The organism is Ornithinibacillus proteolyticus (assembly GCF_039581225.1).
GTDB classification, from domain to species: Bacteria; Bacillota; Bacilli; order Bacillales; family Amphibacillaceae; genus Ornithinibacillus; species Ornithinibacillus massiliensis.
In genome coordinates this window covers 1-25,090 of sequence record NZ_JBCPXV010000044.1, presented here as the reverse complement: position 1 = coordinate 25,090, position 25,090 = coordinate 1, and the positions used below count along the sequence as shown (strand labels likewise).

The 25,090-nt window shown below is 38.7% G+C and carries 27 protein-coding genes; 16 read left to right on the top strand and 11 right to left on the bottom strand.

The annotated features are described in order from the left end of the window. Positions 1 to 164: 164 nt before the first annotated feature. Genes AAIB49_RS16245 through AAIB49_RS16230 form a run of 4 tightly spaced genes read right to left on the bottom strand, consistent with a single transcriptional unit; the run spans position 165 to position 2,468 of the window. Positions 165 to 887, bottom strand: coding sequence for an ABC transporter permease (locus tag AAIB49_RS16245; protein ID WP_343458629.1), 723 nt, complete (start codon positions 885 to 887; stop codon positions 165 to 167). Between the two features lie 16 nt (positions 888 to 903). Then, positions 904 to 1,686 carry an ATP-binding cassette domain-containing protein gene (locus AAIB49_RS16240; protein ID WP_343458628.1) on the bottom strand — a complete coding sequence of 261 codons (783 nt, stop codon included), beginning with the start codon at positions 1,684 to 1,686 and terminating at the stop codon, positions 904 to 906. Next, complete coding sequence (locus tag AAIB49_RS16235; protein ID WP_343458627.1) at positions 1,662 to 1,865, bottom strand: ATP-binding cassette domain-containing protein; 204 nt, start codon at positions 1,863 to 1,865, stop codon at positions 1,662 to 1,664. Before AAIB49_RS16235 ends, AAIB49_RS16240 begins: the two co-directional genes overlap by 25 nt. 3 nt (positions 1,866 to 1,868) lie before the next feature. Next, on the bottom strand, positions 1,869 to 2,468 hold the full coding sequence (locus AAIB49_RS16230; protein WP_343458626.1) for a TetR/AcrR family transcriptional regulator: 600 nt from the start codon (positions 2,466 to 2,468) through the stop codon (positions 1,869 to 1,871). A gap of 322 nt (positions 2,469 to 2,790) precedes the next feature. Between AAIB49_RS16230 and AAIB49_RS16225 the strand changes: the two genes are divergently transcribed. The 4 genes from AAIB49_RS16225 (at position 2,791) to AAIB49_RS16210 (ending at position 5,708) form a co-directional block, all read left to right on the top strand. Then, positions 2,791 to 3,357 (top strand): DJ-1/PfpI family protein, encoded by a 567-nt coding sequence (locus AAIB49_RS16225; RefSeq protein WP_343458625.1) that lies wholly within the window; start codon positions 2,791 to 2,793, stop codon positions 3,355 to 3,357. Between the two features lie 415 nt (positions 3,358 to 3,772). After that, positions 3,773 to 4,351 (top strand): GNAT family N-acetyltransferase, encoded by a 579-nt coding sequence (locus AAIB49_RS16220; protein WP_339212818.1) that lies wholly within the window; start codon positions 3,773 to 3,775, stop codon positions 4,349 to 4,351. Positions 4,352 to 4,438: 87 nt separating this feature from the next. Further along, positions 4,439 to 5,368 carry a fumarylacetoacetate hydrolase family protein gene (locus AAIB49_RS16215; protein WP_343458624.1) on the top strand — a complete coding sequence of 310 codons (930 nt, stop codon included), beginning with the start codon at positions 4,439 to 4,441 and terminating at the stop codon, positions 5,366 to 5,368. Between the two features lie 124 nt (positions 5,369 to 5,492). After that, positions 5,493 to 5,708, top strand: a complete 216-nt coding sequence (locus tag AAIB49_RS16210) for a CDGSH iron-sulfur domain-containing protein (RefSeq protein WP_186868134.1) — start codon at positions 5,493 to 5,495, stop codon at positions 5,706 to 5,708. 108 nt (positions 5,709 to 5,816) lie between these two features. Here the strand turns inward: AAIB49_RS16210 and AAIB49_RS16205 are convergent, their stop codons facing one another. Together AAIB49_RS16205 and AAIB49_RS16200 are read right to left on the bottom strand one after the other, a co-directional pair. Beyond that, a complete protein-coding gene (locus AAIB49_RS16205) occupies positions 5,817 to 6,563 on the bottom strand; it encodes a hypothetical protein (RefSeq protein WP_343458623.1) in 747 nt (248 codons plus the stop codon). Further along, positions 6,556 to 7,149 carry a sigma-70 family RNA polymerase sigma factor gene (locus AAIB49_RS16200; RefSeq protein WP_186868136.1) on the bottom strand — a complete coding sequence of 198 codons (594 nt, stop codon included), beginning with the start codon at positions 7,147 to 7,149 and terminating at the stop codon, positions 6,556 to 6,558. The genes AAIB49_RS16205 and AAIB49_RS16200 overlap by 8 nt, the downstream gene beginning before the upstream one ends. A gap of 303 nt (positions 7,150 to 7,452) precedes the next feature. Here AAIB49_RS16200 and AAIB49_RS16195 point away from each other — a divergent pair, with 303 nt between their 5' ends. Both AAIB49_RS16195 and AAIB49_RS16190 read left to right on the top strand, forming a co-directional pair. Next, positions 7,453 to 7,599 carry a hypothetical protein gene (locus AAIB49_RS16195; protein ID WP_186868137.1) on the top strand — a complete coding sequence of 49 codons (147 nt, stop codon included), beginning with the start codon at positions 7,453 to 7,455 and terminating at the stop codon, positions 7,597 to 7,599. 180 nt (positions 7,600 to 7,779) lie between these two features. Next, positions 7,780 to 8,520 (top strand): hypothetical protein, encoded by a 741-nt coding sequence (locus tag AAIB49_RS16190; RefSeq protein ID WP_343458622.1) that lies wholly within the window; start codon positions 7,780 to 7,782, stop codon positions 8,518 to 8,520. Positions 8,521 to 8,709: 189 nt separating this feature from the next. Here AAIB49_RS16190 and AAIB49_RS16185 read toward each other — a convergent pair whose 3' ends face one another. Next, the gene (locus AAIB49_RS16185) at positions 8,710 to 9,771 is read right to left on the bottom strand and encodes an NAD(P)/FAD-dependent oxidoreductase (protein WP_186868139.1); all 1,062 of its coding nucleotides are present in this window, start codon (positions 9,769 to 9,771) and stop codon (positions 8,710 to 8,712) included. 241 nt (positions 9,772 to 10,012) lie between these two features. Here AAIB49_RS16185 and AAIB49_RS16180 point away from each other — a divergent pair, with 241 nt between their 5' ends. Beyond that, entirely contained in the window at positions 10,013 to 10,777 is a 765-nt protein-coding gene (locus tag AAIB49_RS16180) for a hypothetical protein (protein ID WP_343458621.1), read from the top strand. A 74-nt stretch (positions 10,778 to 10,851) separates the two neighbouring features. Here AAIB49_RS16180 and AAIB49_RS16175 read toward each other — a convergent pair whose 3' ends face one another. After that, positions 10,852 to 11,526 carry an SIMPL domain-containing protein gene (locus AAIB49_RS16175; RefSeq protein ID WP_343458620.1) on the bottom strand — a complete coding sequence of 225 codons (675 nt, stop codon included), beginning with the start codon at positions 11,524 to 11,526 and terminating at the stop codon, positions 10,852 to 10,854. Between the two features lie 221 nt (positions 11,527 to 11,747). Next, entirely contained in the window at positions 11,748 to 12,623 is an 876-nt protein-coding gene (htpX, locus tag AAIB49_RS16170; protein WP_343458619.1) for a protease HtpX, read from the bottom strand. Positions 12,624 to 12,763: 140 nt separating this feature from the next. On the opposite strand from htpX, the gene AAIB49_RS16165 reads away from it, so the two are divergent. The 4 genes from AAIB49_RS16165 to AAIB49_RS16150 all read left to right on the top strand — a co-directional run bounded on the left by AAIB49_RS16165 (position 12,764) and on the right by AAIB49_RS16150 (position 15,989). Further along, positions 12,764 to 13,249, top strand: coding sequence for a PaaI family thioesterase (locus tag AAIB49_RS16165; protein WP_343458618.1), 486 nt, complete (start codon positions 12,764 to 12,766; stop codon positions 13,247 to 13,249). Positions 13,250 to 13,264: 15 nt separating this feature from the next. Beyond that, the gene (locus tag AAIB49_RS16160) at positions 13,265 to 13,555 is read left to right on the top strand and encodes a DUF3219 family protein (protein ID WP_339212830.1); all 291 of its coding nucleotides are present in this window, start codon (positions 13,265 to 13,267) and stop codon (positions 13,553 to 13,555) included. 165 nt (positions 13,556 to 13,720) lie between these two features. Further along, a complete protein-coding gene (locus AAIB49_RS16155) occupies positions 13,721 to 14,347 on the top strand; it encodes a LytTR family DNA-binding domain-containing protein (RefSeq protein ID WP_343458617.1) in 627 nt (208 codons plus the stop codon). Positions 14,348 to 14,471: 124 nt separating this feature from the next. Beyond that, a complete protein-coding gene (locus AAIB49_RS16150) occupies positions 14,472 to 15,989 on the top strand; it encodes an acetyl-CoA hydrolase/transferase family protein (RefSeq protein ID WP_343458616.1) in 1,518 nt (505 codons plus the stop codon). Positions 15,990 to 16,187: 198 nt separating this feature from the next. Here the strand turns inward: AAIB49_RS16150 and AAIB49_RS16145 are convergent, their stop codons facing one another. Beyond that, the gene (locus AAIB49_RS16145; RefSeq protein ID WP_186868147.1) at positions 16,188 to 17,627 is read right to left on the bottom strand and encodes a potassium/proton antiporter; all 1,440 of its coding nucleotides are present in this window, start codon (positions 17,625 to 17,627) and stop codon (positions 16,188 to 16,190) included. Positions 17,628 to 17,788: 161 nt separating this feature from the next. Here AAIB49_RS16145 and AAIB49_RS16140 point away from each other — a divergent pair, with 161 nt between their 5' ends. Beyond that, entirely contained in the window at positions 17,789 to 19,720 is a 1,932-nt protein-coding gene (locus AAIB49_RS16140) for an ATP-dependent DNA helicase (protein ID WP_339212837.1), read from the top strand. Positions 19,721 to 20,502: 782 nt separating this feature from the next. Here AAIB49_RS16140 and AAIB49_RS16135 read toward each other — a convergent pair. Further along, the gene (locus AAIB49_RS16135) at positions 20,503 to 21,129 is read right to left on the bottom strand and encodes an NUDIX hydrolase (protein WP_343458615.1); all 627 of its coding nucleotides are present in this window, start codon (positions 21,127 to 21,129) and stop codon (positions 20,503 to 20,505) included. A 201-nt stretch (positions 21,130 to 21,330) separates the two neighbouring features. On the opposite strand from AAIB49_RS16135, the gene AAIB49_RS16130 reads away from it, so the two are divergent. The 4 genes from AAIB49_RS16130 (at position 21,331) to AAIB49_RS16115 (ending at position 24,920) form a co-directional block, all read left to right on the top strand. Further along, positions 21,331 to 21,843 (top strand): DUF3231 family protein, encoded by a 513-nt coding sequence (locus AAIB49_RS16130; protein ID WP_339217892.1) that lies wholly within the window; start codon positions 21,331 to 21,333, stop codon positions 21,841 to 21,843. Positions 21,844 to 22,040: 197 nt separating this feature from the next. Then, positions 22,041 to 23,093 (top strand): Delta(5) desaturase DesA, encoded by a 1,053-nt coding sequence (gene desA, locus AAIB49_RS16125; RefSeq protein ID WP_339212841.1) that lies wholly within the window; start codon positions 22,041 to 22,043, stop codon positions 23,091 to 23,093. Between the two features lie 94 nt (positions 23,094 to 23,187). Further along, positions 23,188 to 24,321, top strand: a complete 1,134-nt coding sequence (locus AAIB49_RS16120) for a sensor histidine kinase (protein WP_339212843.1) — start codon at positions 23,188 to 23,190, stop codon at positions 24,319 to 24,321. Further along, positions 24,318 to 24,920, top strand: coding sequence for a response regulator transcription factor (locus tag AAIB49_RS16115; RefSeq protein WP_186868152.1), 603 nt, complete (start codon positions 24,318 to 24,320; stop codon positions 24,918 to 24,920). Before AAIB49_RS16120 ends, AAIB49_RS16115 begins: the two co-directional genes overlap by 4 nt. The last annotated feature ends 170 nt before the right edge of the window (positions 24,921 to 25,090 follow it).

Sequence of the window (25,090 nt, the reverse complement as noted above, 5' to 3'; positions counted from 1 at the left end):
GGTGTCCTTTTTGTTTACTTTAATATCAGAAAATTGCGTGCAAAAAATAATAAGCATGGTCCTTACCGTTAAAACGTTGGTAAGGACCATGCTTATATTAATTTACTGGGGTTTTGTCCCAGCCTCTAATATTGAATGTTAATACTAGAAAAATCAAGTAAGATCTACCTGTGGTCAGATATTCTCCACCATATAAAAGTAGTAGTTAATCCAATAATACTAATCAGTATTACTAGTGTATAGCTTAGTAAACCGATACTTTCACTCGTACCATCAATGCCACTATAAAGAGCAGGTATTGCCCATGGGAAGTATGCCCCATACCCTATTGTAGCGAGGATTTGTGAGAAGACTACCATTAAGATTACAAAACCCAAAGGAGCTAAGTACCCTCGACCTAAACAAGCAAATAAAGCTACTGGTGTACTTAACAAAACTGTTAAAAGGGTTGTGACAATTAATGTATAAAGACCTTCTACCAGAGTTGTAATAGACCAATCAGGTAGAATAATGATAAGTCCTAGGATAATGCCAAATGCGATAATATATAACGCTAATGCCATATTAGCTACAAATGCAGTGAAAAACTTTGCTAGAATAATGGTTCTTCTTGGGAAGGGAAGAGCAATTAGGTCTTTTATTGTTCTATCCGAATATTCCCTCCCAAATATCCAACTTGTTACAAATCCGAATATGACTATTCCTCCAATTGATAATATTTGTGATAGTAAATTGAGGTAAGATGGCCAGCTAGCTTCCCCTATGATATTGGCTTTAGCTCCGACTAGACCATTGTTTTGTGCAAGGATTGGATCCTTAAGGATAATCATAAAGAGTCCTCCCATTAAGGGTGCGAATGAAAAAGCTCCTAAGGTTATCCAGAACATTTTTGATTTGCGTAATTTAAATAACTCTGTTTGAATTACTCCTAATGCACGATTCATGTAAATGGTCTCCTTTCTCTTGAATAATACGCAGAAAATAGCTTTCTAGGTCTTCTTGTTCAATCGATAATTTAGTGAGTAAATGACCGCCTTGAACGAGAAGTTGGGCAACTTGTTCGGGTGAGGTGATTGCCTTTTGCTGATGCAATTCTATTGTCCCTGCTTGCGATACATGGGGATCATACCCATGTTGTAGTAATAGATCCACAGTAGATGATAGGTTATTTGTTTGAATATGTAGTCGTTGATTCAATAATCGTGGTAGTTCTTTAGATGATAGCTCTTGATGTAAATTCCCATTATGAATAATCCCTATTTTTGTCGCAGTTCTAGCAACTTCACTAAGAAGATGGCTGGAAATAAAGATAGTTACTCCGTGATTATGAGCTAAATCCTGTAGTAGTTCTCTAATTTCTACTATTCCAGCAGGATCAAGTCCGTTAACAGGCTCATCCATTATTAATATTTGAGGATGATGTAATAATGCCTTTGCAATGCCTAAACGCTGTGCATTTCCTAGGGAAAGGTGTTTGGCCTTTTTATTGGCGTATCTTGTCAAGTTTAGCCGCTCCAAAATATTTGTTACGGACTGTGGGTCCCGAATGCCATATAGTCGACGGAATATATTAAGGTTTTCTTTAACGGTTAGTTCCGGGTAGGCATATGGAGTTTCTACTATATAGCCCACATCCTGCCAAATAGGGTAGTTAGATAGATTTACTTGTTTCCCATAATAAAGCAAGCCCCTTCACTAGGGTTTATCATACCAAGCATCATTCTTATCATGGTTGTTTTTCCTGCTCCGTTTAAGCCAATAAATCCATAAATATCGCCTCTGTTTACTTGAAGCGATACCTTATTGACAGCCTGAAATCCTCTATAGTTTTTTGAAAGGCTCTCTGTTTGAATCACAGCTTGCACGACTTATTCCTCCTTTATAAGTCCATTAACTGTATGGTTAATGAGAAACTCTATTGTTTTTGGATATTCCAATTCACCAATTTTTTCCTTTTGGAATGAAAGAAATACCAACGATCGTAATATGCTAGCTATCATCTTTGGTGATTCTGTAAACTGTAACCCTTGTTTTTCCCACTTTTGAATTAATATGGATGAAAAGTCAGAGTCTTTATCGAAGTGACTTTCTAGTTTCTCCGGTGGTAGCTTTCTAAATAAGTACTCCAAATTGTTCTCTAAGTACAGCTGCTGAATAATGGTAGATTTTTCTATACTAGTAATCATTCTTAGGAGCGTTATCTTAACAGTTTGTTTAGGGTTATCTCCGAGTTCAAGCTGTAATAGCTCATTCTTTATTTGCGCTTCTTCTTGTTCGAGAACCTCAAAATAAAGTTCTTCTTTTGATTGATAGAATTTATAAAAGCTACCAGCAGCAATACCTACTTTCGTTGTAATATCTTGAATAGTAGTTTTTTGTAGACCATGTATCGAAAATAGTTGTTTCCCCTGTTCGATTAACGCCTCCTTGATGACCTTCTTTTCATGATTGTTGAACCCTTTTGGCATATCGTTATATCCTTTCTTTTGAATTTGTGAATAAAATATTTTTTTATTCACATAAAGCATAGCATCTTTTTCCGAGTATTTCCAGAATAATTTTTCAAATTTTATTAAAAACAGAAAACAAGTTGTGAAAAATGGGCTAGGATCTGTGCTAAACAGGTTGAATGGTTATAATCATCGTTGAAGCTAGGGACTATTTAAAGTCTTGTTGTAAGTTATAGAATTTGTTAAATTTTTTATCAATTTAATGATTTTAGCAGGACTACCCGAAGTCCCGATAGAATATAGTATCTAGGAATGATTAACAAATAGAGGAGGAATTATCATGTCCAAAAAAGTATTGATTCTTGCTGGCGATGCAGTAGAGGCGTTAGAAATTTACTATCCATATTTCCGTTGTCTAGAGGAAGGGTTTGAAACGACTATTGCTGCATCATCACCAAAGAAGCTGCATACTGTTGTTCATGACTTCATCGGTTGGGAAACATACACAGAGAAAGAAGGATACTTAATCGAGGCGACAGCGAGCTTTGAAGCGATTAAACCAGAGGAATATGACGGGTTGATTATTCCAGGAGGTCGTGCACCGGAATTTATGCGTCTGAATGAGCATGTACCAGCTATTGTAAGTCACTTTTTTGAAGCGGATAAGCCGATTGCAGCGGTTTGTCATGCTGCTCAGGTACTAACGACAGTACGTGAGCATATGAAGGGAAGAGAGCTAACGGCCTATATTGCGTGTAAGCCGGAAGTAGAAGCGTTAGGCTCAACATATGTTAGTGAGCCGAACCATGTGGACGGGAATTTAATCTCTGGTCATGCTTGGCCAGATTTGCCTGGGTTAATGAAGGAGTTCGTAAAACAAGTAAATGGTGTAGGAGTAGAGGCGTAATCTAGCAATTAGACCATTGCAGGAATTTTCTTCGTGTAAGCCATGGAGAGTTCATTTTAAAGATAAGGAATGAGACTGGGACATAACGAAAAGAATTAAATGTAAAACCGAATGATACACGATACCAGCTCCGGAAATATACGTAGACTCCTGCTGGAGGAAAGGGCACGGTTGAGACCCCTAAAGAAGTAGCACGAGGAGGCTCACCAGCCGCCCGCGAACCGCAATTATATTTCCGGAGCGAGGTCGGTTGCTCATCATTCGGTTTTTCCTTAATGATTATTTTTTTGTCCCAGGTTTATTTTGTTTTGGCTTAAGGAAAATCCTGTTACGGTATGAGACAACGTGATAAATGGGATTTTGTAACGGACAACAGTAAAAAAATCCTAAACAATACAGCATATGGAGGCTAACTATGAACAAGGATCAATGGTTTACCACTATTCCAACATTAGAGACGGAAAAATACATCCTTAGAGGAATTCAGCTAGAGGATGCTAGCCGTTTATTTCCATTTTTACGTGATAAGGAGACAATGAAAAACATTACTGCCCATCCGGTTCAGAGTGAGGAAGAGGTGCGGCAAGGAATTATCGACTCATTAGCGAAATTTGATAAACAACAGGAAATTCCATGGGTAATTATCCATAAAAAGAACAATGACTTAGTAGGGCAATTCCGACTACATAAACTTAGCTTATGGCATCAGAAGGCAGAGATGGGTGCCGTTATTCGCGAGGATTATCAGAATAAAGGCGTAATGACAGAAATAATAAAAGCTCTCCTACCATTTGTGTTTGACACCCTTCGATTTCATCGGCTTGTAGGGGATATTTTTGCAAGAAACGATGGTTCTAGGAAGCTATTAGAAAAATTCGGGTTTACGAAAGAAGGCGTTCTGCGTGACACCGATTTTGATGGCGTGAAGTTCCATGATACCGTAGTGTACTCCATGTTGCGTGAAGAATATGAATGGAAAAAGAATAACGCTTGATGGTTTTAGTTGATACACGGACCAATTTACAAAATTATTAGAAAAATATACAATGTAACTATATTTAGTTAGATATGAGGTGTAATAATGAAACTAGTTAGTTACCGACTAATAAACGAGGAACCCCCCTTACGTGTAGGAATAGTACTGGAAAATGGCGATATAGTGGATGCTCAACAAGTCTATGAAGTGTACCAGCAGAAGGAATCACAAAGCAAACTGGAAACGTCATTACCATCGGATCCAACCATATTTTTTAAGCAAGGGCTACCTCTTATCGAAAAGGTAAAGGAAGCATATGGATATGCAAAGGATAATCGGTTCGAGAAGGTAAAGCGATACGAGAGAAGGGAAGTGTATTTAGGACCGGTAATTCCAGAACCATCGAAGATTATTTGTGTAGGTCGAAACTATGTAGAGCATGCTCAAGAAATGAAAAGTGAGATACCGGAATACCCAGTACTATTTGCGAAATTTGCCAATTCGTTAATCGGAGCGGATGATGCAATCGAAAAGACCTCTTTTACAGATAAGCTGGACTATGAAGTAGAGTTAACCGTTGTTATTGGAAAAGAGGCCGCTAACGTAAAAAGAGAAGATGCTCTTGACTATATTGCAGGGTATACAATAGGAAATGATGTGTCAGCCAGGGACTTACAGAAACGTACACCTCAATGGTTACAAGGCAAGACAGTGGATAGAAGTACACCAATTGGTCCGTGGATCGTAACTCCAGATGAAGTAGGGGATCCTGGAAAACTGGATATTACATGCTATGTCAATGGAGAAGTACGTCAATCATCAAACACGGAGAAATTCATTTTTGATATTCCGTATTTAATTGAATTTATCTCTCATCTGATTACTTTAAATCCGGGAGACATCATCATGACTGGTACACCAGACGGGGTAGCTTTTGGCATGGAAACTCCTAAATTCTTACAAGACGGAGATATTGTTCGTTTGGAGATTTCCAAGATTGGTCACATGGAGAATCGTGTCAAACAAGCTGACTAGCGCAATAACCCATCATATTCTGATGGATGAAACGTAAGCTGTTAGTATAGGTTTATCTCGTATGAAACAGGTATTATGAGTTCCTATGGAATAAAGTTTAACTTTCACAAGAAGGAGTGATCACATGAGTGAAAAGGTTGTTATCAAGGTGAATGATAATGGTTCATACCGAATTACTGGTGATGTAGAATTAGTCGATGCTGAGGGCAATGTTTTTGAAACGAAAAAGAGTTTTTCCTTATGTCGTTGTGGGCACTCAGCGATAAAGCCATTCTGTGATGGTACTCATCGAAAAATCGGGTTTGAAAGTGCACCTAGGGCAAATAAAGAAAATCCGTAATCCATTCAATCGGGTTACGGATTTTTTTAGCTTAATCATTGGATGACATAAAAGCATCCTTGCCCACGCGGAAATCTAGAATCGTTGAAACGAAAAAGATAATATTCCTTACTCATCTATAATCGTTAAATTAATTTCTGATCCATCTGGTGAATAGTGATAACTCACTTCGGATACCTCTAACGTGACAATGGAATGGTTCTGACTATCTTTATATTGGTTAGCTAATTCTTCATTAGTAAAGTAAAATTTCACATTACCGTGTGCATCACGATCAGCCAGTGGTAACCAGCTTGGCGGTAAATGGCCTTCTGGGATAAAGCTTAACCGTTCATCGCTTGTGAATTGTCCAGATATCGCTTGGGCTTCACGATTACGAAGTGTGATGATAGCTTCTTCACCTTGCTTCTTCACCTCTTCCACTTGCATATTTCCTAACCACATATCTGGTTCAATTGTGTCGGGATTAAATAGTAGAGAATCTGCTTCTTCTTTTTTATTATTCGTTTCTTGATCAAACGTAGATGCATGATCCTCCATCGATTCTTCTATTGCCATCCCTGCTTCCACTTCGGATCCATCACTATCGAAGCTAACCATTTCATTCTCTGCACCATTCGTATCGTTGCTACTTATCATCATACCCATTTGATTTTGCACTACGACAATCAATAATAGTGCAACAGCGGTAATGGCTGAAGCAGTAATCCAGACTGGAATGGCTGGTTTAGACTTGCGAATCGGTTTATTCGTAAGCTCCTCTATTTTATTTCGGACCGCTTGTTTATCGTTCTCGGTAAATGATGTGGGAATTTGGTTAAATTCATTTTTTAAATCGTTAAACTGCTTATCCATGGCTGACACCACCCTTTTCAGAAGATAAGCATTCCTTCAATTTACTCCGCCCACGATTAAGACGTGTTCGTACAGTAGCCTCATTCATAGTCAGTACCTTTGCGATTTCCTTCGTTGAAAGGTCCTTAAAATAGAAAAGAATGATGACTTCTCGGTATTTAATGGGTAGATCCATTACTTTTTGAAAAAGCTCGCTGGAATTATCCTTTTGGAGGGTCATTTCTTCTGGCGTCAATTCTACTGTTTTCATTGATTGTGAGGAAGAAATGAGCTTCTCCTTTAAGCGTTTATTCCTTGATTGCCAGCTTCTTAAATGATCCTTGCATTTATTAATTGCGATGGAATAAATCCAGCTTCTTAAGGAAGAGTTCCCTTGAAACGTATTTAATTTTTGATAAATCGTGACAAATACTTCTTGTGTCACATCGTCCGTATCTGCTGAATTTTTCATATATGCAAAGACTAAGCGCTTTATTTCATCACCGTACGTATCCATAATTGTTTCAATGGCAAGGGCTGGATTGGACTGCAGTTCCTTAATGCCCTCATTATCGTACGTCGGATGGAATGCTTTCGAGTGGCCCACTCTAATTCCTCCTAACTTCCTAATCTCTTATAAGACGCCATCACGTCGTATTATGTTTCACTTAACGTAAAGTTTGTTGTTAGTTGTAGTCTACCATATTTACATTTTAAATATTCTAAAATTTAATGATAAGTAGGCAATTTTAGGAACAATCATGTTGGGAATTTGGTATTTACTGCTGTTTGGAGTAGAGGAGAATGATTAAGGAATTATTAAATAGCAGTTCTAAAGCATATTTGATATGTGTATAAGTTTATCCACTAATCCTAACACTAATTTTCATACGGGAAGGGAGGCGAAACGATGGTCAATAAGGAAAAGGAATTCAATAATATGTTCAAGGAAAACAGAAATCATGGCGAGCACCGTAACGGGAGAAAGAGTCAATACAAAAATAGCTCTGCCCATGGCGGAGACCAGCCAGACGAGTACTTAAACCGAAAAGATTAATGGGAGAAGGCATTCGCTAATAATTTAGTGAATGCCTTTTAAGTTTCCTGCTATAACAACGTACTACCTGCCGCATTCTCAGTGGTTTTAATTAGTTTTTTGTCCCGTGTTTTTCCATGTGTGCATACGATAAAGTAGTGGAAATGGAATAGTAAGGGAGAGGGCATTGTGAGTCTTTTCATGAATACACAAACACATCCGAATTTATTTAGGAATAATAATCAAATAGAAGAACCGAATCAGTCCTATTATAAAAGTGATTATGTAAAGGAACTACTGGCCGAGCAGGAGGAAAGGAATAATTCCTTTCAGAAAGCGATGAGAGACATACGTCGATCCTTCCAAAGTCACTGGTTACTTGAGGAGAAACGATGGGGAGAAGTATCAGAGGAACTTAAAACCTTGAAGGAAAAGGATAAGCAGCACCAGGTTTTTGAAAAACAGACGAGGGAGTGGATCATGATGTTAGAGCGTAACAGTCAGGAGCTTCATCGTATTGTGGAGAAGAACAGTACTATTAATGAAGATATTTTAAAGGAGATTAATCGAATTCATCAATCCAATGAAGCTATGATAGACCAGCTGGCGAAGTTTTACGAAGCAAATCAACAATTCACTCACAAAATGGATGCGATTAGTGAGCAGCAACAAGTGATGGCGGAGCAAGTAACCAAGCAACAAGATAAGCAAGATAAAGTAATCGGTCAGTTAGAAAACCAAGAAGCATTAATGGAGAAGTCATACCGCCAATTAAGTACCTTGCGATCGATATTGTTCGAACGAACCAGTTTTGTCGTAGAAAAGATAGAGGAAAGCTATCAGCTTACATCATCTGTTTTGTATCAGTATTTAACAGGAAATGACAAACCATTAACACTAATGATAAGAGATCAAAGTAAGGGAAATAATAATAATGGGTAATGGAATGGGCGATATCGATATAGGTATCGTCTCTTGCTTAATGGGGAAATACCACATCTCTTGAGGTTAGCGCATACTTTATGTATAACCGAATAATGCGTTCACCAGCTCCGGATATATAGGTAGGATGTACGTATATTCCCGGTAGCTGGTAAGGATGCATAAATGAAATTTTTCTTCAAGCTAGTTCTAGTGACGTTTATTCAACCATAATACGCCAGATTTTACTAATCGAGGAACAATACCAGTCATTGGCTGCTTCATCATATTGCCAAAGCCATCACTTTTACCTAATGATCCTAGTGTTCCTTTTAAGCGAATTTCTTTTGGCTTTTTCGGTTCTTTATTTTTCAAGACGCAATTTAACACGGCTGCTGTTTGTTCGCCTTGAATACCAGCTAGCTGTGCACTTGGTGAGTGTATGGAAGATGCACAATCACCAATCACATATACGTTTGGTTGCGCTGGTACCTGGAAGAAATCATTAACGACGATTTTTTCATGCTGGTCCTTTTGGAAAGGTAATTCCCGGACAACCTTGTTCGGGCGTACCCCAGCAGTCCAAATCGTTACATCATTCACATAACAGACACCGTTATTACAAACACCGTCTTTTTCTACGTATTCCACATTGGCATGATGCAGTACCTCGACATCGTTTTTATTAAACCAGTCTGCCACGTAACCTTGAATCCGTGGATCGAACGCTCTAAGTACAGAGCCGCCGCGATCTAGAAGGCGAATGTTAAGGTCTTCTCTGCTTTCGCGTATTTCAGAAGCTACTTCAATACCACTTAAGCCCGCACCAACAATCGTTACTTTACCATAGGCTTTTAGGTTTCCTACTGCAAGACCCGCTCTTCGTGATCCAGCAAAAGATTGTACACTTTCTGTATAAATATCTGCCCCTTCAATACCGTGATAATTATCTTCACATCCCAGTGCGACAACTAAATAATCATATGAAATTACTTCACTACGATCTCGAAAAACGATTTGCTGATGTTCTGCATCAATCTTTTCTACTTCTGCAAACACATACTGGATTCGGTCATTCTTTGGAAAGTCTACTCGTACTTCGCGATCGGCAACGGTACCGGCAACAATCGTATAAAATTCTGTCTTTAATGATTGGTATGGATTGCGATCTACTATGGTTAGATTTACGTCTTCTGGTAAGCCTTTATCCAGTAAACCTAATGCAACCTTAATCCCTCCATAGCCACCGCCTAGTATTACTAAATTTCTCATATCTTTTACCCCCATCCCCTGCTAGAAATCAGAATGCTAGTATTTTGGGATATTTTTTATCCGGAAACGCTTTCCACTTTTAAGAGTATCAAAGAAATGCTTGTTAGACTAGTAGAAATCATAAAGACTTTAAAAAAATATAGTAAAAATTTCCCAACATTTATTCATGAATTTTCATTATTTGGAAATAGTAACGAATGAAATGGTGGAAATATCAATCAGAACGAAAGGAAGATCATAGATGAAGAATAAGCTATTCCTATTATTAGCGGCTATTATCGTTGCTGGATCCTGGCAGCTTTCTAATGTGTTCGCTGAAAAACAAGAGGAAGCTTGGTTTGACTTTTTCCAAAAGGATGGAGAGGAAAAAGAGAAAGAGGAATTTCGACACGGAATTCAACAGGAAGCCTGGATTAAATATAAGGCGAAGGAATTAGGGATTGAAACAGAAGGAAAAGATCTCCATGCATTGGCAAAGGAAGTAAAAGAAGCAAAGCTATTAAAAAAAGCTGAGGAACTAGGTATCGAAATAGAAGGCAAGGACATAAAAGAACTTGCAAGAGAAATCCATCATACGAAGGTAATAAACGAGGCAGAAGCGCTAGGTATTGAAACAGAAGGGAAGGAGCCGGAAGCAATTGCCCAAGAAGTCATGGATGTAAAGCTTAAGCAAAAGGCAGAAGAATTAGGAATCGATATGGATGGGAAAGAGACAGAGGAGCTACTAAAGGAAGTGAAGACAGTTATTCTAGAAAAGGAAGCAGAGGCTTACCATATTGACACGGATGGGAAAAAGCATCATGAGATTGTCATGGAAATCCATGAGGCTAAAATTTATGACACGGCAGAAAAGCTAGGTATCGAAACGGAAGGTAAGAACCCACAGGATATCTTAAATGAAATTTTCGAAGAACATGCTGATAAAGCGAAAGAATTAAAACTGTTTCCTTTTGAGGATAATAAGGATAAATTTTACTTAGAACATCATAGAGAAGATATGGATTAATCAAGAGGGAAATGTTCCCTCTTGATTTTTTGAGCTGGAATTGACTGCAATAAAAAAGCAGAATGAGAGATTTTTTAGTAATGAAAGGTTGCCTCGACGAATGCTGTAATTTGATTTTGGCCTGCTTCAATTGGGGTTGTCACGGCACTATCCGTTGCAACGCCCAGTACATATGGACGAGGAGTTTCTGGTGCTTGGCTAGTTAGTTCTTTTAATTGGGTAGGGGTTTGAGGGATGGCCACACCGAGCGTCTCTGCGATTGTGGCAGCCTTTTCTTGAGCATTTCGAATGGCGTTTGCCAGTGCTTGTTGATAATAACGTTGCTCATTGCCAACACGTAGCGCTATATTTCGTACCGTATTCGTACCATTTTCCATGGCTATATCGACTATTTCCCCTACTCTTTCTATATGTTCTATTTTTATGGTAAGCAAATTACTCACGCGGTAGCCTCGAAATACTTGTGTACCGTCTTGGTAGTCATATTGAATGTCTACTCGAAAATCAGATGTTTGAATGTTTTCCCGAGAAATCCCAGCATTTAAGAGAGCGTTAATGACATTGGTTGTCCTTTGCGCATTGGCTTGCTGTGCTTCTTGTAGCTGCTCATCCTCCGTAATGACACCAAGTAAGATAGTTGCATGATCTGGTGTAGCAAAAACACTACCTTCTCCGACGACCTTTACTTTGTTTTCAGTTTGTCTTGTCGGAATCGTACCACGATTTTGGTAGTTCGTATGATAATACATATTTATTCACCTCTTATAGGTTAAATATATGATAGTTGACTGATATAGGTGTAAGAAATAGTGGTAAAAGTTAATATTTACAAGTTGTAGTAATGAAATAGGAATAATAAATGGTTCAAACTAGAAGGTTATAAAAAGGAATGACTAGCGTTAAAGTCATATAAACAAGCCATCCCGCACTGTTTTATAAAGGTACTGGATGGCTTGTTATATTTATTGGCTTATGCTAAACGCTTAATACGCTCATCTAAATCAGGATGTGTAGAAAATATGGATGATTTGCGTTTGTTATTAATTTTTAATGTTGCAATGGATGTATCGTCTTCACCTTTAATACGGCTAGTGTATGCTTTTAGGCTTTCAAGCGCATGGCGCATTTTATCCTTACCAGCTAAATCAGCTCCACCACGGTCTGCGTGGTATTCGCGATGTCTTGAGTACGCAAATACGACAATACTTCCTAGGATTGAGAAGGCAATTTGGAATACGATAATCGCGATGAAATGCACAATCGGTGCAAGCTCTTCCTTAACAAAGCGAGAAACAGCAAATGCAACGATTCGGGATAGGAATACGACAAATGTATTCACGATTCCTTGTAGTAATGTCATAGTTACCATATCGCCATTTGCGATATGTGCAACCTCATGAGCGATAACACCTTCAACTGCATCATCATCCATTTCTTGTAATAAACCAGTTGAAACGGCAACTAATGAACGTTTTTTGGATGGCCCAGTTGCAAAAGCGTTAACCTCAGGAGAATGATAGATTCCAACCTCAGGCATATGCATTAATCCAGCAGCTCTGGATAAGCGATGGACTTTCTCCACGACAGCTCTTTCATATTCGTTCATCGGTCCATTAGGATCAATAACCTTTACACCCATCATTTTCTTAGCCATCCAGCGGGACATGCCAAGTGAGATAAATGATCCAGTGAAACCAATCACAGCACTGAAAATGAGGAGGGTACCAAATTGGATTTGCCCATCATTACCAATATAATTTCCGATAGGTAAAATACTAAAGATAATACCAATAGTTAATAAAACAAGTACGTTAGTTAGTAGGAAGTAAAAAATTCTCTTTCCCATACTCTCACCTTTCTATTTAAAATTTTTAAAATTGTATTCACAACGTTAATACATATATTATAAAGGCAAATAGAATTGTTGTCATCTCTGGAATCAATATATGAACAAAAGGGACAAGATATTCAAAAAGGAGCGATAAAATGGGAGAAAAAGTGGTACATGCAATTCAAGATGAATATGCAGAAGACTATTCATGGTGTTACGGATGTGGCCGATTAAATGAACAGGGGCTTCATTTACGAACAGGATGGGATGGAGATAGGACGGTTACCTACTATGTCCCTCGTCAAGAGCAGACAGCTGTTCCTGGATTTGTCTATGGATGGCTTATCGCTTCTCTTATTGATTGCCATGGAACAGGTTCTGCCTCCTTAGCATTACATCGTAAAAACGGTTATGAACCAGGAAATAAGGCTCCTGAACCACCTAGGTTTGTTACCGCATCGCTTAAGGTAGACTTTGTAAAGCCTACCCCACATGGTGTACCATTAAAGGCAATTGGTGTGACCGAAGAGATTCATCCAAAGAAGTGGAAGGTGTCTATCGAAGTATTTGCGAATGATACATGCTGTGCTAAGGGTGAAGTGATAGCGGTTGTGATGCCAAAAACATTTCAGAATAAATGACGAAGGGTGAGCAAAATGGGAAAAACAGTAGCCTTAAATAAGTTAACGATTATTGCAGAAGAAGCGGAATTATCAAAAGTAGAAGTAGGTGGACAAAGTCGATATCAATTAAAACTAGCGTTCAAAGTGGCCCATAAGGATTATCATGATGTAACTGTTGAATTATATAAAAATGACTTCCTAGTCAAAGTAGAAGACGTAGAATTTCATGCTGAAATTCTACATTATGCTACATCTGTTACCAACTTGTATGAAGAAGGTGCAGTAGGCGATTTTAGCTTAACATTAATAGAAAAATCGAATTAAATGATGTCAGGCTTACCACAAGCAGGATAGTATTATTCCTTCCTAATAAAGTGCATTTGGTTGCGTCTGACTAACAGAGAGTTTATGGATGTAAACCAAGTTAGAATAACCGTTATTCTATCTTTATCCAACAGGAACGTGTGAATATAAGGTGGGAGATTAAATATGGAGATTTTAGATATTATTGGTGAACTATTTTCAGATGAAATATCGATTGCAGTTTCTAATGGAAAGGAATATGTTTATTATCGACCTAGTAAGCGGATAGACCTTAAAATCAGTCCTGGTGATCCGGTGAAAGAAGGGAGCATTGCACATAAGGCATTAATGACCAATCAAAAGGTATCTGAATTTATTGATCGTAATGTGTTTGGGGTGCCTTATCATGGTATGGCGGTTCCTTTCCATGAGGATGGGAAGATTGCAGGCTGTATATTAGCAATCTTCCCAACCTACACAGATGGCAAATCGGTCATTACGTTAAAGACCAATGATGGATGGAAGCCTATCCCATTTCATGATGTATATTATTTAGAAGTAAAAGAAAGAAAAACACATGTCTATGCGAAGGAAATGTGTGGGACACATAAAAATACATTACAAGAGTTTGAATATAATCTACCACGGGATGTGTTTATTCGCTGTCATCGCTCTTATATTGTGAATGTCCATTATATCAAGGAAATCTTTCCTGATACACATTCTACCTTTTTATTAGAAATGGTAAATGGGGAAAGTATTCCAGTTAGCCAATCCTATTCTAGTCATTTCAGGAAAATGTTGGGATTTTAAAATCTTCTGTTTTAGTTTTCGTTTATTCTAGGTTAAACAAAAATCCAGTCATTCCATCAAAATTCCCCAAATTCAGAATATGATGCGTTAAACTAATTGAAAACGCTTTTATGGGGGATTGGATATGGAAGTTTTTCAAAATCGAATAAAGAATCCTCGCTTACTTGACCGTGTAGTCTCTGCAGAAGAAGCGGCATCCTGGATACAAGATGGTATGACATTAGGGTTAAGTGGATTTACTCGTGCCGGGGATGTAAAAGCGGTACCAATGGCATTAGTGAAACGTGCTGAAGCGGGAGAGAAGTTTAAGGTTAATGTATTTACTGGGGCTTCACTTGGGTCTGATGTAGATAAGATGTTTGCTGAGGTTGGCATTATTCATAAGCGTCTACCTTTCCAAGCAGATCCAACCATGAGGAAAAAGATAAATGCTGGGGAGCATTTGTTTGTTGATCATCATTTATCACATACAGCAGAATTACTTCGAGCAAATGTGTTGGAACGAGTTGATTATGCGATTTTAGAAGCCATTTCCATTACGGAAGATGGCATGCTCATTCCGACAACTTCAATCGGTAATTCGGTGGCTTTTGCTGAAAATGCAGAATCCATTATTGTGGAGATAAATCTGGCGCAATCTGAATTATTAGAAGGTCTACATGATGTATATAGCCCGGGTAAACAAGGGGAACGTGATCCAATTCCATTAACCAAGGCAAATGATCGAATTGGAACACTGGGAATACCTGTAGACGAAAGTAAGATTAAAGGGATCGTCTTTACCAATCAAGTAGATTCACCATCGACGATAGTGCCACCAGATGAAGAAACACAAATCATGGCTAATCACTTACTAGATTTTCTTCGCAAAGAGATTGCGGAAGGCCGGTTAACGGAAAAACTAGCACCATTGCAATCGGGGATAGGTTCTGTCGCTAATGCTGTATTACATGGCATGATAGAATCCGAGTTTACAAACTTAGAAGTGTACTCGGAAGTATTACAGGATGCGGTATTCGATTTAATGGATGCAGGGAAAGTGGATGTGGCATCTTGCTGCTCTATCACATTATCAGAGGAAAAGATGAATCAAGTCTATCGTGATTTTGAGAAATACCGTGATAAGTTAATCATGCGTCCACAGGAGATTTCCAATCATCCTGAAATTATTAGACGACTCGGACTAATTTCGATTAATACGGCGTTAGAGTTTGATATTTATGGAAATGTGAACTCGACACATGTGTCTGGTACAAGGATGATGAATGGAATTGGTGGCTCTGGTGACTTTGCTCGTAATGCAAGGCTAGCTATCTTTGTTACGAAATCGATAGCAAAAGACGGAGCTATTTCCAGTATCGTTCCATTTGTATCTCACGTGGACCATACCGAACATGATGTGGATGTGGTAGTGACAGAGCAAGGTTATGCAGATTTACGAGGGCTTGCACCACGTGAGCGAGTACCTTTGATCATCGAAAATTGTGCACATCCAACATACCGACCGCAGCTGTGGAAATATTATGAAGAAGCACTAGAACGGGGTGGGCAGACCCCACATGTGCTGGAAAAGGCATTTTCATGGCATGAAAATTTTGCGAAATACGGTTCCATGCTAGAGGCAGAAACGGTGACGAAATAGTTTTACAAAAGAAAAAGGGGCAGATGGATTGGCTACCGAGTTGATAGTCAATTCCATGATAACGGTAATCTTGGGGCAGCTTGATTACTGACGATAAAAGGGTTTTGTTTTATATAGAACGAAAAAACCGATTAGCTTTCTGGGGAGGGAGCTAATCGGTTTTTAAATTTATTCTAGACTATTACATGCTGTTCATTACTACTTTCCTACTAATGCTTCTTTTGCTTTTGGTCTACTCTCTTTATCACTTAATACATACACGGTGTCACCTTTTTGAATTACCGTTTCTCCTGTCGGTGTGATGAGCTTGTTGTTCCGGGTTACACCAATAATTAATGTATCCTTAGGTAAATCCAGCGTATTAAGGGAGAGCCCATTGGCAGGACTTCCTTTTACAATAGTCATTTTCATTATCTCAGACTCTGTCGTTCCAAGATTGATTAATTCAATACTTGGTGCTGTTTCATCTTGGTCATTATCCAGTCCTAGCTTTTTAGCGAGCCAAGGTAAAGATCCCCCTTGGACGAGAGCGGAGAAGAAGACAACGAAGAACACCGCATTGAAAATCAATTCACTATTTTCTACCCCAGCAATAATTGGGTAGGTACCAAGAACAATCGGTACGGCTCCCTTTAACCCTGCCCATGATATAAAAACTTTTTCTTTTAGATTATATTTCATGAACATCATACTGATAAAGATCGCAACAGGACGGGCAATAAACATTAAGATTATCGCTAATAGAATTCCTTGCCAGATGACATCGACAAGATGGCTTGGGAAAACTAATAGACCTAGTAGGATAAACATTACAATCTGCATCATCCAGGCGAAACCTTCATTAAAGCGGGTAATGGTAAAGCGATAGGTTAGATCACTATTGCCCACAAATACAGCCATGACATAAACCGCTAGTAGTCCACTTCCACCTACAAAATCGGTGAAGGCATAGGTGAAGATTGCAGCACCCATTGCTAGAACAGGATAGAGTCCCGATGTATCTAATTTAATATTATTGATGATAGCAACTGTTATTTTACCAAAGAGTAAACCGAGCAATAATCCTAATCCCATTTGAAGGAAGAAGCTACCAATCGCCATCCAAATAGAAGCATCTGGTGATTGAATCAATTCAATTAGTGCTACTGTTAAAAATACTGCCATTGGATCATTTGACCCTGATTCTGCTTCTAGTGTAGCAGTGAGTCGCTTTTTGAAATTCGTGTTTCCTAATACGGAGAATACTGCAGCGGCATCTGTGGAACCAACAATTGCTCCAAAGAGCATCCCTTCTAATAACGAGAGGTTAAAGATATACATAGCGGCTAAACCAGTAATAACCGTTGTTAATAGCACGCCTAGCGTTGCTAAAACACCAGCTGGTCCAATAATTGGTCTGATGCTGGTCCACTTGGTTTGCGTACCACCATCAAATAGGATGACGATTAATGCCATAATTCCAATTAATTGGGTTAATTTAACATCATCAAAATAAATATAGCCATTCATAAGCATTCCGGCTAATAAAAACAGAATAAGTGCAGGTAGACCGAGTCGAGAAGAGAATTTGGTGGCTAGAACACCGATGATTAACATAGCGGAAAATAGAAAAATTAGTGTTTCTATGCTTAGGTTCATATGATTCCTCCGATGCAAAAAGATATATCTTAATGATAAACTAAAATTGCTAAAAAACAAAATGTAAGCAACTTTTTTGATGGAAAATCTTTTAAATACGAATACTTCTCTACTACATGGTACAATATGATTCATGATAAATCGTAAAGAGGGAATAAACAATGACGAAAATAAATGCCTTACCATTTACCGTATCGAAGACGGAAAACTTCTTTGACCGACTAGGTGATTATGTTGGAGATGTTTTCTATGATATTTTACCGGAACAAGGATACGAATTACGTGATGAACAAATCTATATGGCTTTTCAATTGGAGCAAGCTTTTAAGAATAAACGAACAATCTTTGCGGAGGCAGGAGTTGGTACAGGAAAGACGTTTGTTTATTTGATTTATGCAATATGCTATGCACGTTATATAGGCAAGCCAGCAATTATCTCCTGTGCTGATGAAACTCTTATTGAACAGCTTGTCAAACAAGGTGGAGATATAGAGAAACTAGAAAAGGCACTTGGGATTGAAGTTGATGTCAGGCTTGCTAAGGCGAGAGAGAATTATGTTTGTGCACGAAAGCTGGACCGGGTTGCGGAAATTACAGATAACGAGGATATCATAAGAGTACATGATGAAATTCCGGACTTTGTTTATGATTATAGTTCTGCTAAGAAGATTTTTGAACGATATGGAGACAGGAAAGAATATCCGTGGGTTTCGGATGAAACATGGGAGAAAATTGCATGGGATCCTCTGCAGCAATGTTCTACCTGTGAACTAAGACATCGCAGTGGGCAAACATTAAACAGGGAATATTATCGTCATGCCAAGGATTTAATCATCTGTTCCCATGATTTTTATATGGAGCATGTTTGGACGAAGGAATCTCGTAAGCGTGAAGGTCAGATTCCATTACTACCAGAGGCAAGTGCGGTTATCTTTGACGAAGGACATCTATTAGAATTTGCTGCGCAAAAGGGATTAACGTATCGTTTTCATTCGGAAACATTACATAATGTTCTTACAGGATACATGGGCCAGGACGTTCGTGAGGAATCGCTTTATTTGATTGAAGATATCCTAACCTTACATGAGGATTGGTTTGATCTGCTAGGTAGTGTGGCAATAGATGTAGTAGGCTCTAACCGGAAAGAAATTGAATTATCAGATCGTATGCTAGCTATCGCTTCTAGCTTATTTGAAAAAGTGGAAAAACTTCTCGATCAGCTAGTATTTGATTCGGAGATGTTTACGATAGATGGCTACCATCTAAAGATTATTGAAGAATACTTGGAGTTCTATCATTATGGTTTATCCATTTTCTTAAAAGAAGATGAGGGTATCTTCTGGTTGGAAGAAACACGTGATACGACAACATTAGTCATGATGCCTAGATTGGTAGAAGATGTGTTGAAAAAGGAAGTATTTTCCAAGGGCATTCCATTTGTCTTTTCATCTGCCACCCTTTCTCAAGGTGGAGATTTCTCCTATCTGGCAAACAGTTTAGGAATAGATACGTATGATTCGTTTTCTGTTGATTCACCATTTGATTATGAACAGCAAATGAAGATGAATGCCTATATGGAGAATACAAAAGAAGATAAATGGCTCACTATACAAAAGCAAATGGAGCAAAATAATGGAAGTACACTTCTCTTATTTTCAACCGTAGAAGAAATGGATGATTTCCGCATATGGTCGAACCAGAAATCATGGGTGCAACCTATTTATTTCGAAGGCGATCAAGAAATAAGTGAGACCGTACGAAGATTCCAAGAAAATCCAGAATCCGTGCTATGTGCGTATCATTTATGGGAAGGCTTAGATATTCCGGGCGAGGCATTAACACAGGTTATTATCTCTTCCTTACCATTCCCGCCAAAAGATCCAGTGTTTAAAGCAAAACGGAAACATGCAATCGACCCAGAACGAGAAGTAGATGCGCCTTATATGCTATTGCGATTACGCCAAGGAATTGGCCGACTAATTCGAACAAGCACCGATTATGGAATAGTTCACCTATGGATGAGAAAAGAAGAACGAGATACCTATAAAGAAGTAATCGATGAAATTGCCCCAGTTACGATAAACTGGGAATAAAATAGTCATTACATTAGCCCCCCCGGCCTTGGCTTGGGGGTTTTTACTTTAACGTTATTCAACGATTCTTGCTTGTTGAGGTTATGGTAACAGAGGAGAGCTATCGATGCCCTTAAAGAGAGATTCTCTCATGAAAAGGTAACAGAGGAGAGCTATCGATGCCCTTAAAGAGAGATTTTCGCATGAAAAGGTAACAGAGGAAGGTTATCTGTGCCCTTAAAGAGAGATTCCCGTATGAAAAGGTAACAGAGAAGAGCTATCTGTGCCCTTAAAGGGAGATTCTCGTATGAAAAGGTAACAGAGAAGAGCTATCTGTGCCCTTAAAGAGAGATTCCCGTATGAAAAGGTAACAGAGAGGAGCTATCGATGCCCTTAAAGAGAGATTCTCGCATGAAAAGGTAACAGAGAAGAGCTATCTGTGCCCTTAAAGAGAGATTCCCGTATGAAAAGGTAACAGAGAGGAGCTATCGATGCCCTTAAAGAGAGATTCTCGCATGAAAAGGTAACAGAGGAAGGTTATCTGTGCCCTTAAAGAAAGATTCCCGCATGAAAAGGTAACAGAGGGGAGCTGTCCATGCCCTTTATGGGAGATCCGAGCATGAAAAGGTAACAGAGAAGCGACCGTCGTGCTCTTTATCAATGCTACAAGCAAAAGAACACAGTAGCCTCGCATATACCAACCAAAAATCTCTAACACTGTACCCTCAGTGCCTCGCCCTCACTAACTCAATCAGCCCTCTCACTGCTACTATATTCAAATCTTTCACTTTTCCCATATAACATTAATCCTCACGACAGTCCGCTACATATAAAAAATGATTGAGTATCTTTGCTGTTAGTCCCCAGATAACTTTATCTTGATAGCGATAAAATAGTTCTTCAAAATGGCGTGTCTGCCAGTTGTATTTTTCGCCACCTACAATTAGGTCAAAGGGGAAGTTCTCTTCTGGAATCACTTCTACGTTAACTTTATATGATTCCGGTTTTGTTTGTTTGAGGTATGAGATTGGAACATAGAATACTTCGCCAACTTCAGACTCATTCGGTGTGATCTGGTTTATGTTCGCAATTCTCCCAACATATGGATAGATGATTCTCCCCATATCCGCTACGACATAGTCAATTGGTGTCACGTCTGTTATTTGATCAGGATGGATTCCTAGTTCTTCAGAAGTTTCCCGAATTGCACAGTCCTTCGGGGTTGCATCTTCTGAATCCATCCTCCCGCCAGGAAAGCAAATATCTCCGGGCTGACTCCTTAATTGCATAGAACGGACCTCAAATAAGATATGTGCTTCCCCTTCTATTTCAACAAGTGGTATAAGAACGGCAGATTGCTTGAAATTCTCACTGCCCATGATTCCAGGTTCCCTAATGGCTAAATTCCTCAAAATCGTTTCGATGTTCACGATTCCCCCTCCAGTACGTGGTTGTTATATTCATTATACTAATAACTGTTGTATGTAAACCAATATTATTCATTATCCACATTGGGTACACCGTGTAAAGAAAATAGATAGATTATGTTTTATTTTCCTTGAAATAGACATTCTAAGGATGTGCGAATTAGAAAGGTGGCACAATGAATGAACTTTATAAGGAGGATGGCAATGGGAATCCTAAGTGGAAATCCACAAGATGAACCGATGCATTATGGTGAGGTATTTGGAGCTTGGACAGCTGTTGCTGCTGGAAAAGCTATGATTGCAGCGTACCAAACCTTGCTAAATCACGCAGGGGACGAAGATTTAAAGAAATTAATACAAGAAGCCATTGATCTCGGAAAACAGGAAGTGTCCGATATTGAAATGCTGCTAAAAAATAATGGAATTGGTTTACCGCCTACCCCACCTGAACGTCCAAAAGCGGACTTGGAGTCCATTCCAACTGGTGCACGTTTTATGGATAACGAAATTGCTGCTAAAATGTCAGCTGATGTTGCTGCAGGGTTAATAGCGGCTAGTGAAATGATTGGACAATCAGTTCGTGAGGATATAGCAACACTTTTTGGTACAATTCATAATCAAAAGGCAGCTTTAGGTACAAAGATTCTTCGTTTGAATAAAGATAAAGGATGGCTTGTCCCTCCACCGTTACACCTATCTAATGTGGATGAAAAATAATAGAGAATTTTTTTATGGTGGTGATGAAAATCATCACCTTTTATCATGTAGACCAATACTCTGAGCGTTTTACAAAAAAACATCGCGATTCCCAATATGACATTTGTCATATAAAAAAACTGACGAATGTGACTTAAAATGGACAACCTTTCCGATTAAGATTAAAGATAATCTATGAATCAAATAGGGGGAACACGATGAGTAAAGAAAAGCAGTCACAATTAAGAAAAAGTGTAACACCATATGCCAAGTCTAATACTAAAGCCAGTATCATTCAGATCTTGAATACAATCATTCCGTTTATTCTCCTTTGGTTTCTCGCCTATCAAAGCCTTTCCATATCGATTTGGTTAACGATAGCTCTATCCATTATCGCTGCAGGTTTTGTTGTGCGAACGTTTATTATTTTCCATGACTGTACCCATATGTCCTTTTTCAAAAATAAAAAGGCCAATCGAATTGTTGGTACGATTACGGGAATTATCACCCATTTTGCATTTGAAAAGTGGAAATGGAGTCATTCTATCCATCATGCTACAAGCAGCAATTTAGACAAACGCGGAATCGGTGATGTCTGGGTAATGACGGTTGATGAGTATGTAGAAGCCTCTACATGGAAAAGGATAGTTTATCGTCTTTACCGAAATCCAATCGTCATGTTCGGGCTAGGTCCTCTTTATTTATTTTTAATCTCGAATCGATTTAATCGTAAAGGGGCAAAGCGAAAAGAGCGGTTCAATACGTATTTAATCAATTTATTCATTGCAGCTATTTATGCCCTTTTGATTTGGGCGATAGGCTGGCAGGCATTTTTAATTATTCAAGTCCCTATTTTATTTATTGCAGGTGCGGCAGGCATTTGGTTGTTTTATGTTCAACATCAGTTCGAGGATTCCTACTTTGAGAATGAAGAGGAATGGGATTATGTGAAGGCTGCTGTTGATGGGAGCTCTTATTACAAGCTTCCTAAGATTATCGAATGGTTAACAGGTAGTATTGGGTATCATCATGTACACCACTTAAGCCCAAGAGTGCCAAATTATAACCTAGAAAAGGCACATGAATCCACACCACCATTGCAAAAGGCGACAACAATCACTTTAGCAACAAGCTTAAAATCGATTCATTTCCGATTGTATGATGAAGCTAGTAAAACCTTTGTCAGTTTTAAGGAAATAAAGGATCAAGTGAAAGCGCAAAAGAACGACCTGCAGTTATCGACGAGAAGAGCTAGTATAGAAGATAAATAGTGAATCCAAAAGCCCTTTTATTATCGATGAAAGGGTTTTTGTATGACTGGTTATCTGCTATACTCAGGAGAAATAGAACTTAGGAGGGTATCAAATGCAAAAATGGTATCAAATTATCTACAAGAATACAGGACTTAGCATTTATTTGTGGATTGTATTTTGTATTTTACCCTTCTATTTCATTATTCGTTACTTTACGCCAATCGAAATATTAGTTGGCATTTTGATGGTTGTATTGTTTTTTACCGCATATCGATTATCGTTTATCAAAAAAGGCTGGACGGTTTATTTGTCTGTTGGAATAGAAATAGCAATTAGCATTGGAATGACGATTTACTTTGGATTTGTATATTTTTCTCTTTTTCTTGCCTTCTATATGGGAAATATCCAAAGTAAGGCAGGATTTATTACATTATATGTCGTTAATTTAGTTACCACTATTTCTGCAACTACTCTTGGTTTCTTTACGCAAAGCCAAATCTTCTTTTCTCAATTACCATTCATCGTAATTAGTGTTATTGGGGTAATACTAATTCCTGTTAATATATTCTACCGTATAAATCGAGAAAAACTGGAGGACCAATTAGAGGATGCCAATAATCGAATCTCCCAATTAATGATTTTAGAAGAAAGGCAACGCATCGCTCGGGATTTGCATGATACATTGGGACAAAAGCTATCTTTAATTGGATTGAAAAGTGATTTAGCTGCAAGATTACTTCAAAAGCATCCAGAAAGGGTCCAAAAAGAGATTCTTGATATTCATCAAACAGCAAGAACAGCATTAAAGGAAGTACGGGAAATGGTTTCCGATATGCGTACGACAAGATTAGAGGATGAAGTAATTCATGTTCAACAGGTGCTGGAGGCTGCGGAAATGGAATACGTGTTAGAAGGTGACCCGAAGCTTGTGCATACGCCATTATTTGTAGAAGGAGTACTCAGTATGTGCCTAAAGGAAGCTGTAACCAATATCATAAAGCATAGCAAGGCTACATCCTGTCGAATTGCCATTCAACAAACACCGAGTGAGATTTGTATCCAAGTACAAGATGATGGTGTCGGGATCGGAGAGATTACAGATAAAAAAGGTAATGGGCTACGTGGTATGAGAGAACGTTTAGACTTTGTTAACGGAATTTTACATATGGAAAGTGGGAATGGTACCCTGCTTTCGATAAGCGTTCCAAATGTTGTTCAACCATTACCAGAGGAGAGGTTGTCATGATTCGAATTGTGATTGCAGAGGACCAACGGATGCTACTCGGGGCACTTGGTTCATTGCTAGATTTAGAGGATGATATGGAGGTTGTCGGAAAAGCCCAAGATGGCGTCGAAGCCTTAGAAATGGTTAAGCTCCATCAACCGGATATTTGTATAATGGACATTGAAATGCCTTTAAAGAGTGGCTTAGATGTAGCCGAAGAATTAAAAAATGAGGCATGTAAAATCATTATATTAACAACATTTGCTAGAGCAGGTTATTTTGAACGTGCAAGGGATGCCAATGTAAGTGGATATTTATTAAAAGACAGTCCAAGTGAAGAATTGGCAAATTCAATCCGCATCATTATGGAAGGAAGAAAAATCTATGCACCTGAATTAATCGATATAGCATTCAATAAAGAGCAAAACCCACTTTCCGACCGGGAAGAGCAGGTTATTCATTTGATTGCGGAAGGAAAGAACACAGAAGAAATAGCAAACCAGCTCTTCCTTACCAAAGGAACAGTGCGGAATTATGTATCGGTAATCCTAGACAAATTGGAGGCTAGCAATCGGATCGAAGCTATCTCTCGTTTTAAGGAAAAGGGTTGGTTTAAATAATCGCCATGCTTGTTTGTTAGACCTCGCTTCGGTAGGAAGCGAGGTCTTTTGTGCGCTTGGCAGCGCTCCGAACTTAAGGGTGAAAGTCCCAAACACGCCGTAGTGGCGGAAGTGTATAGCTGACAGGCAGTGCATGCTCGTGAGGGAATGTGCGGAGGGCTTGAAGGCAA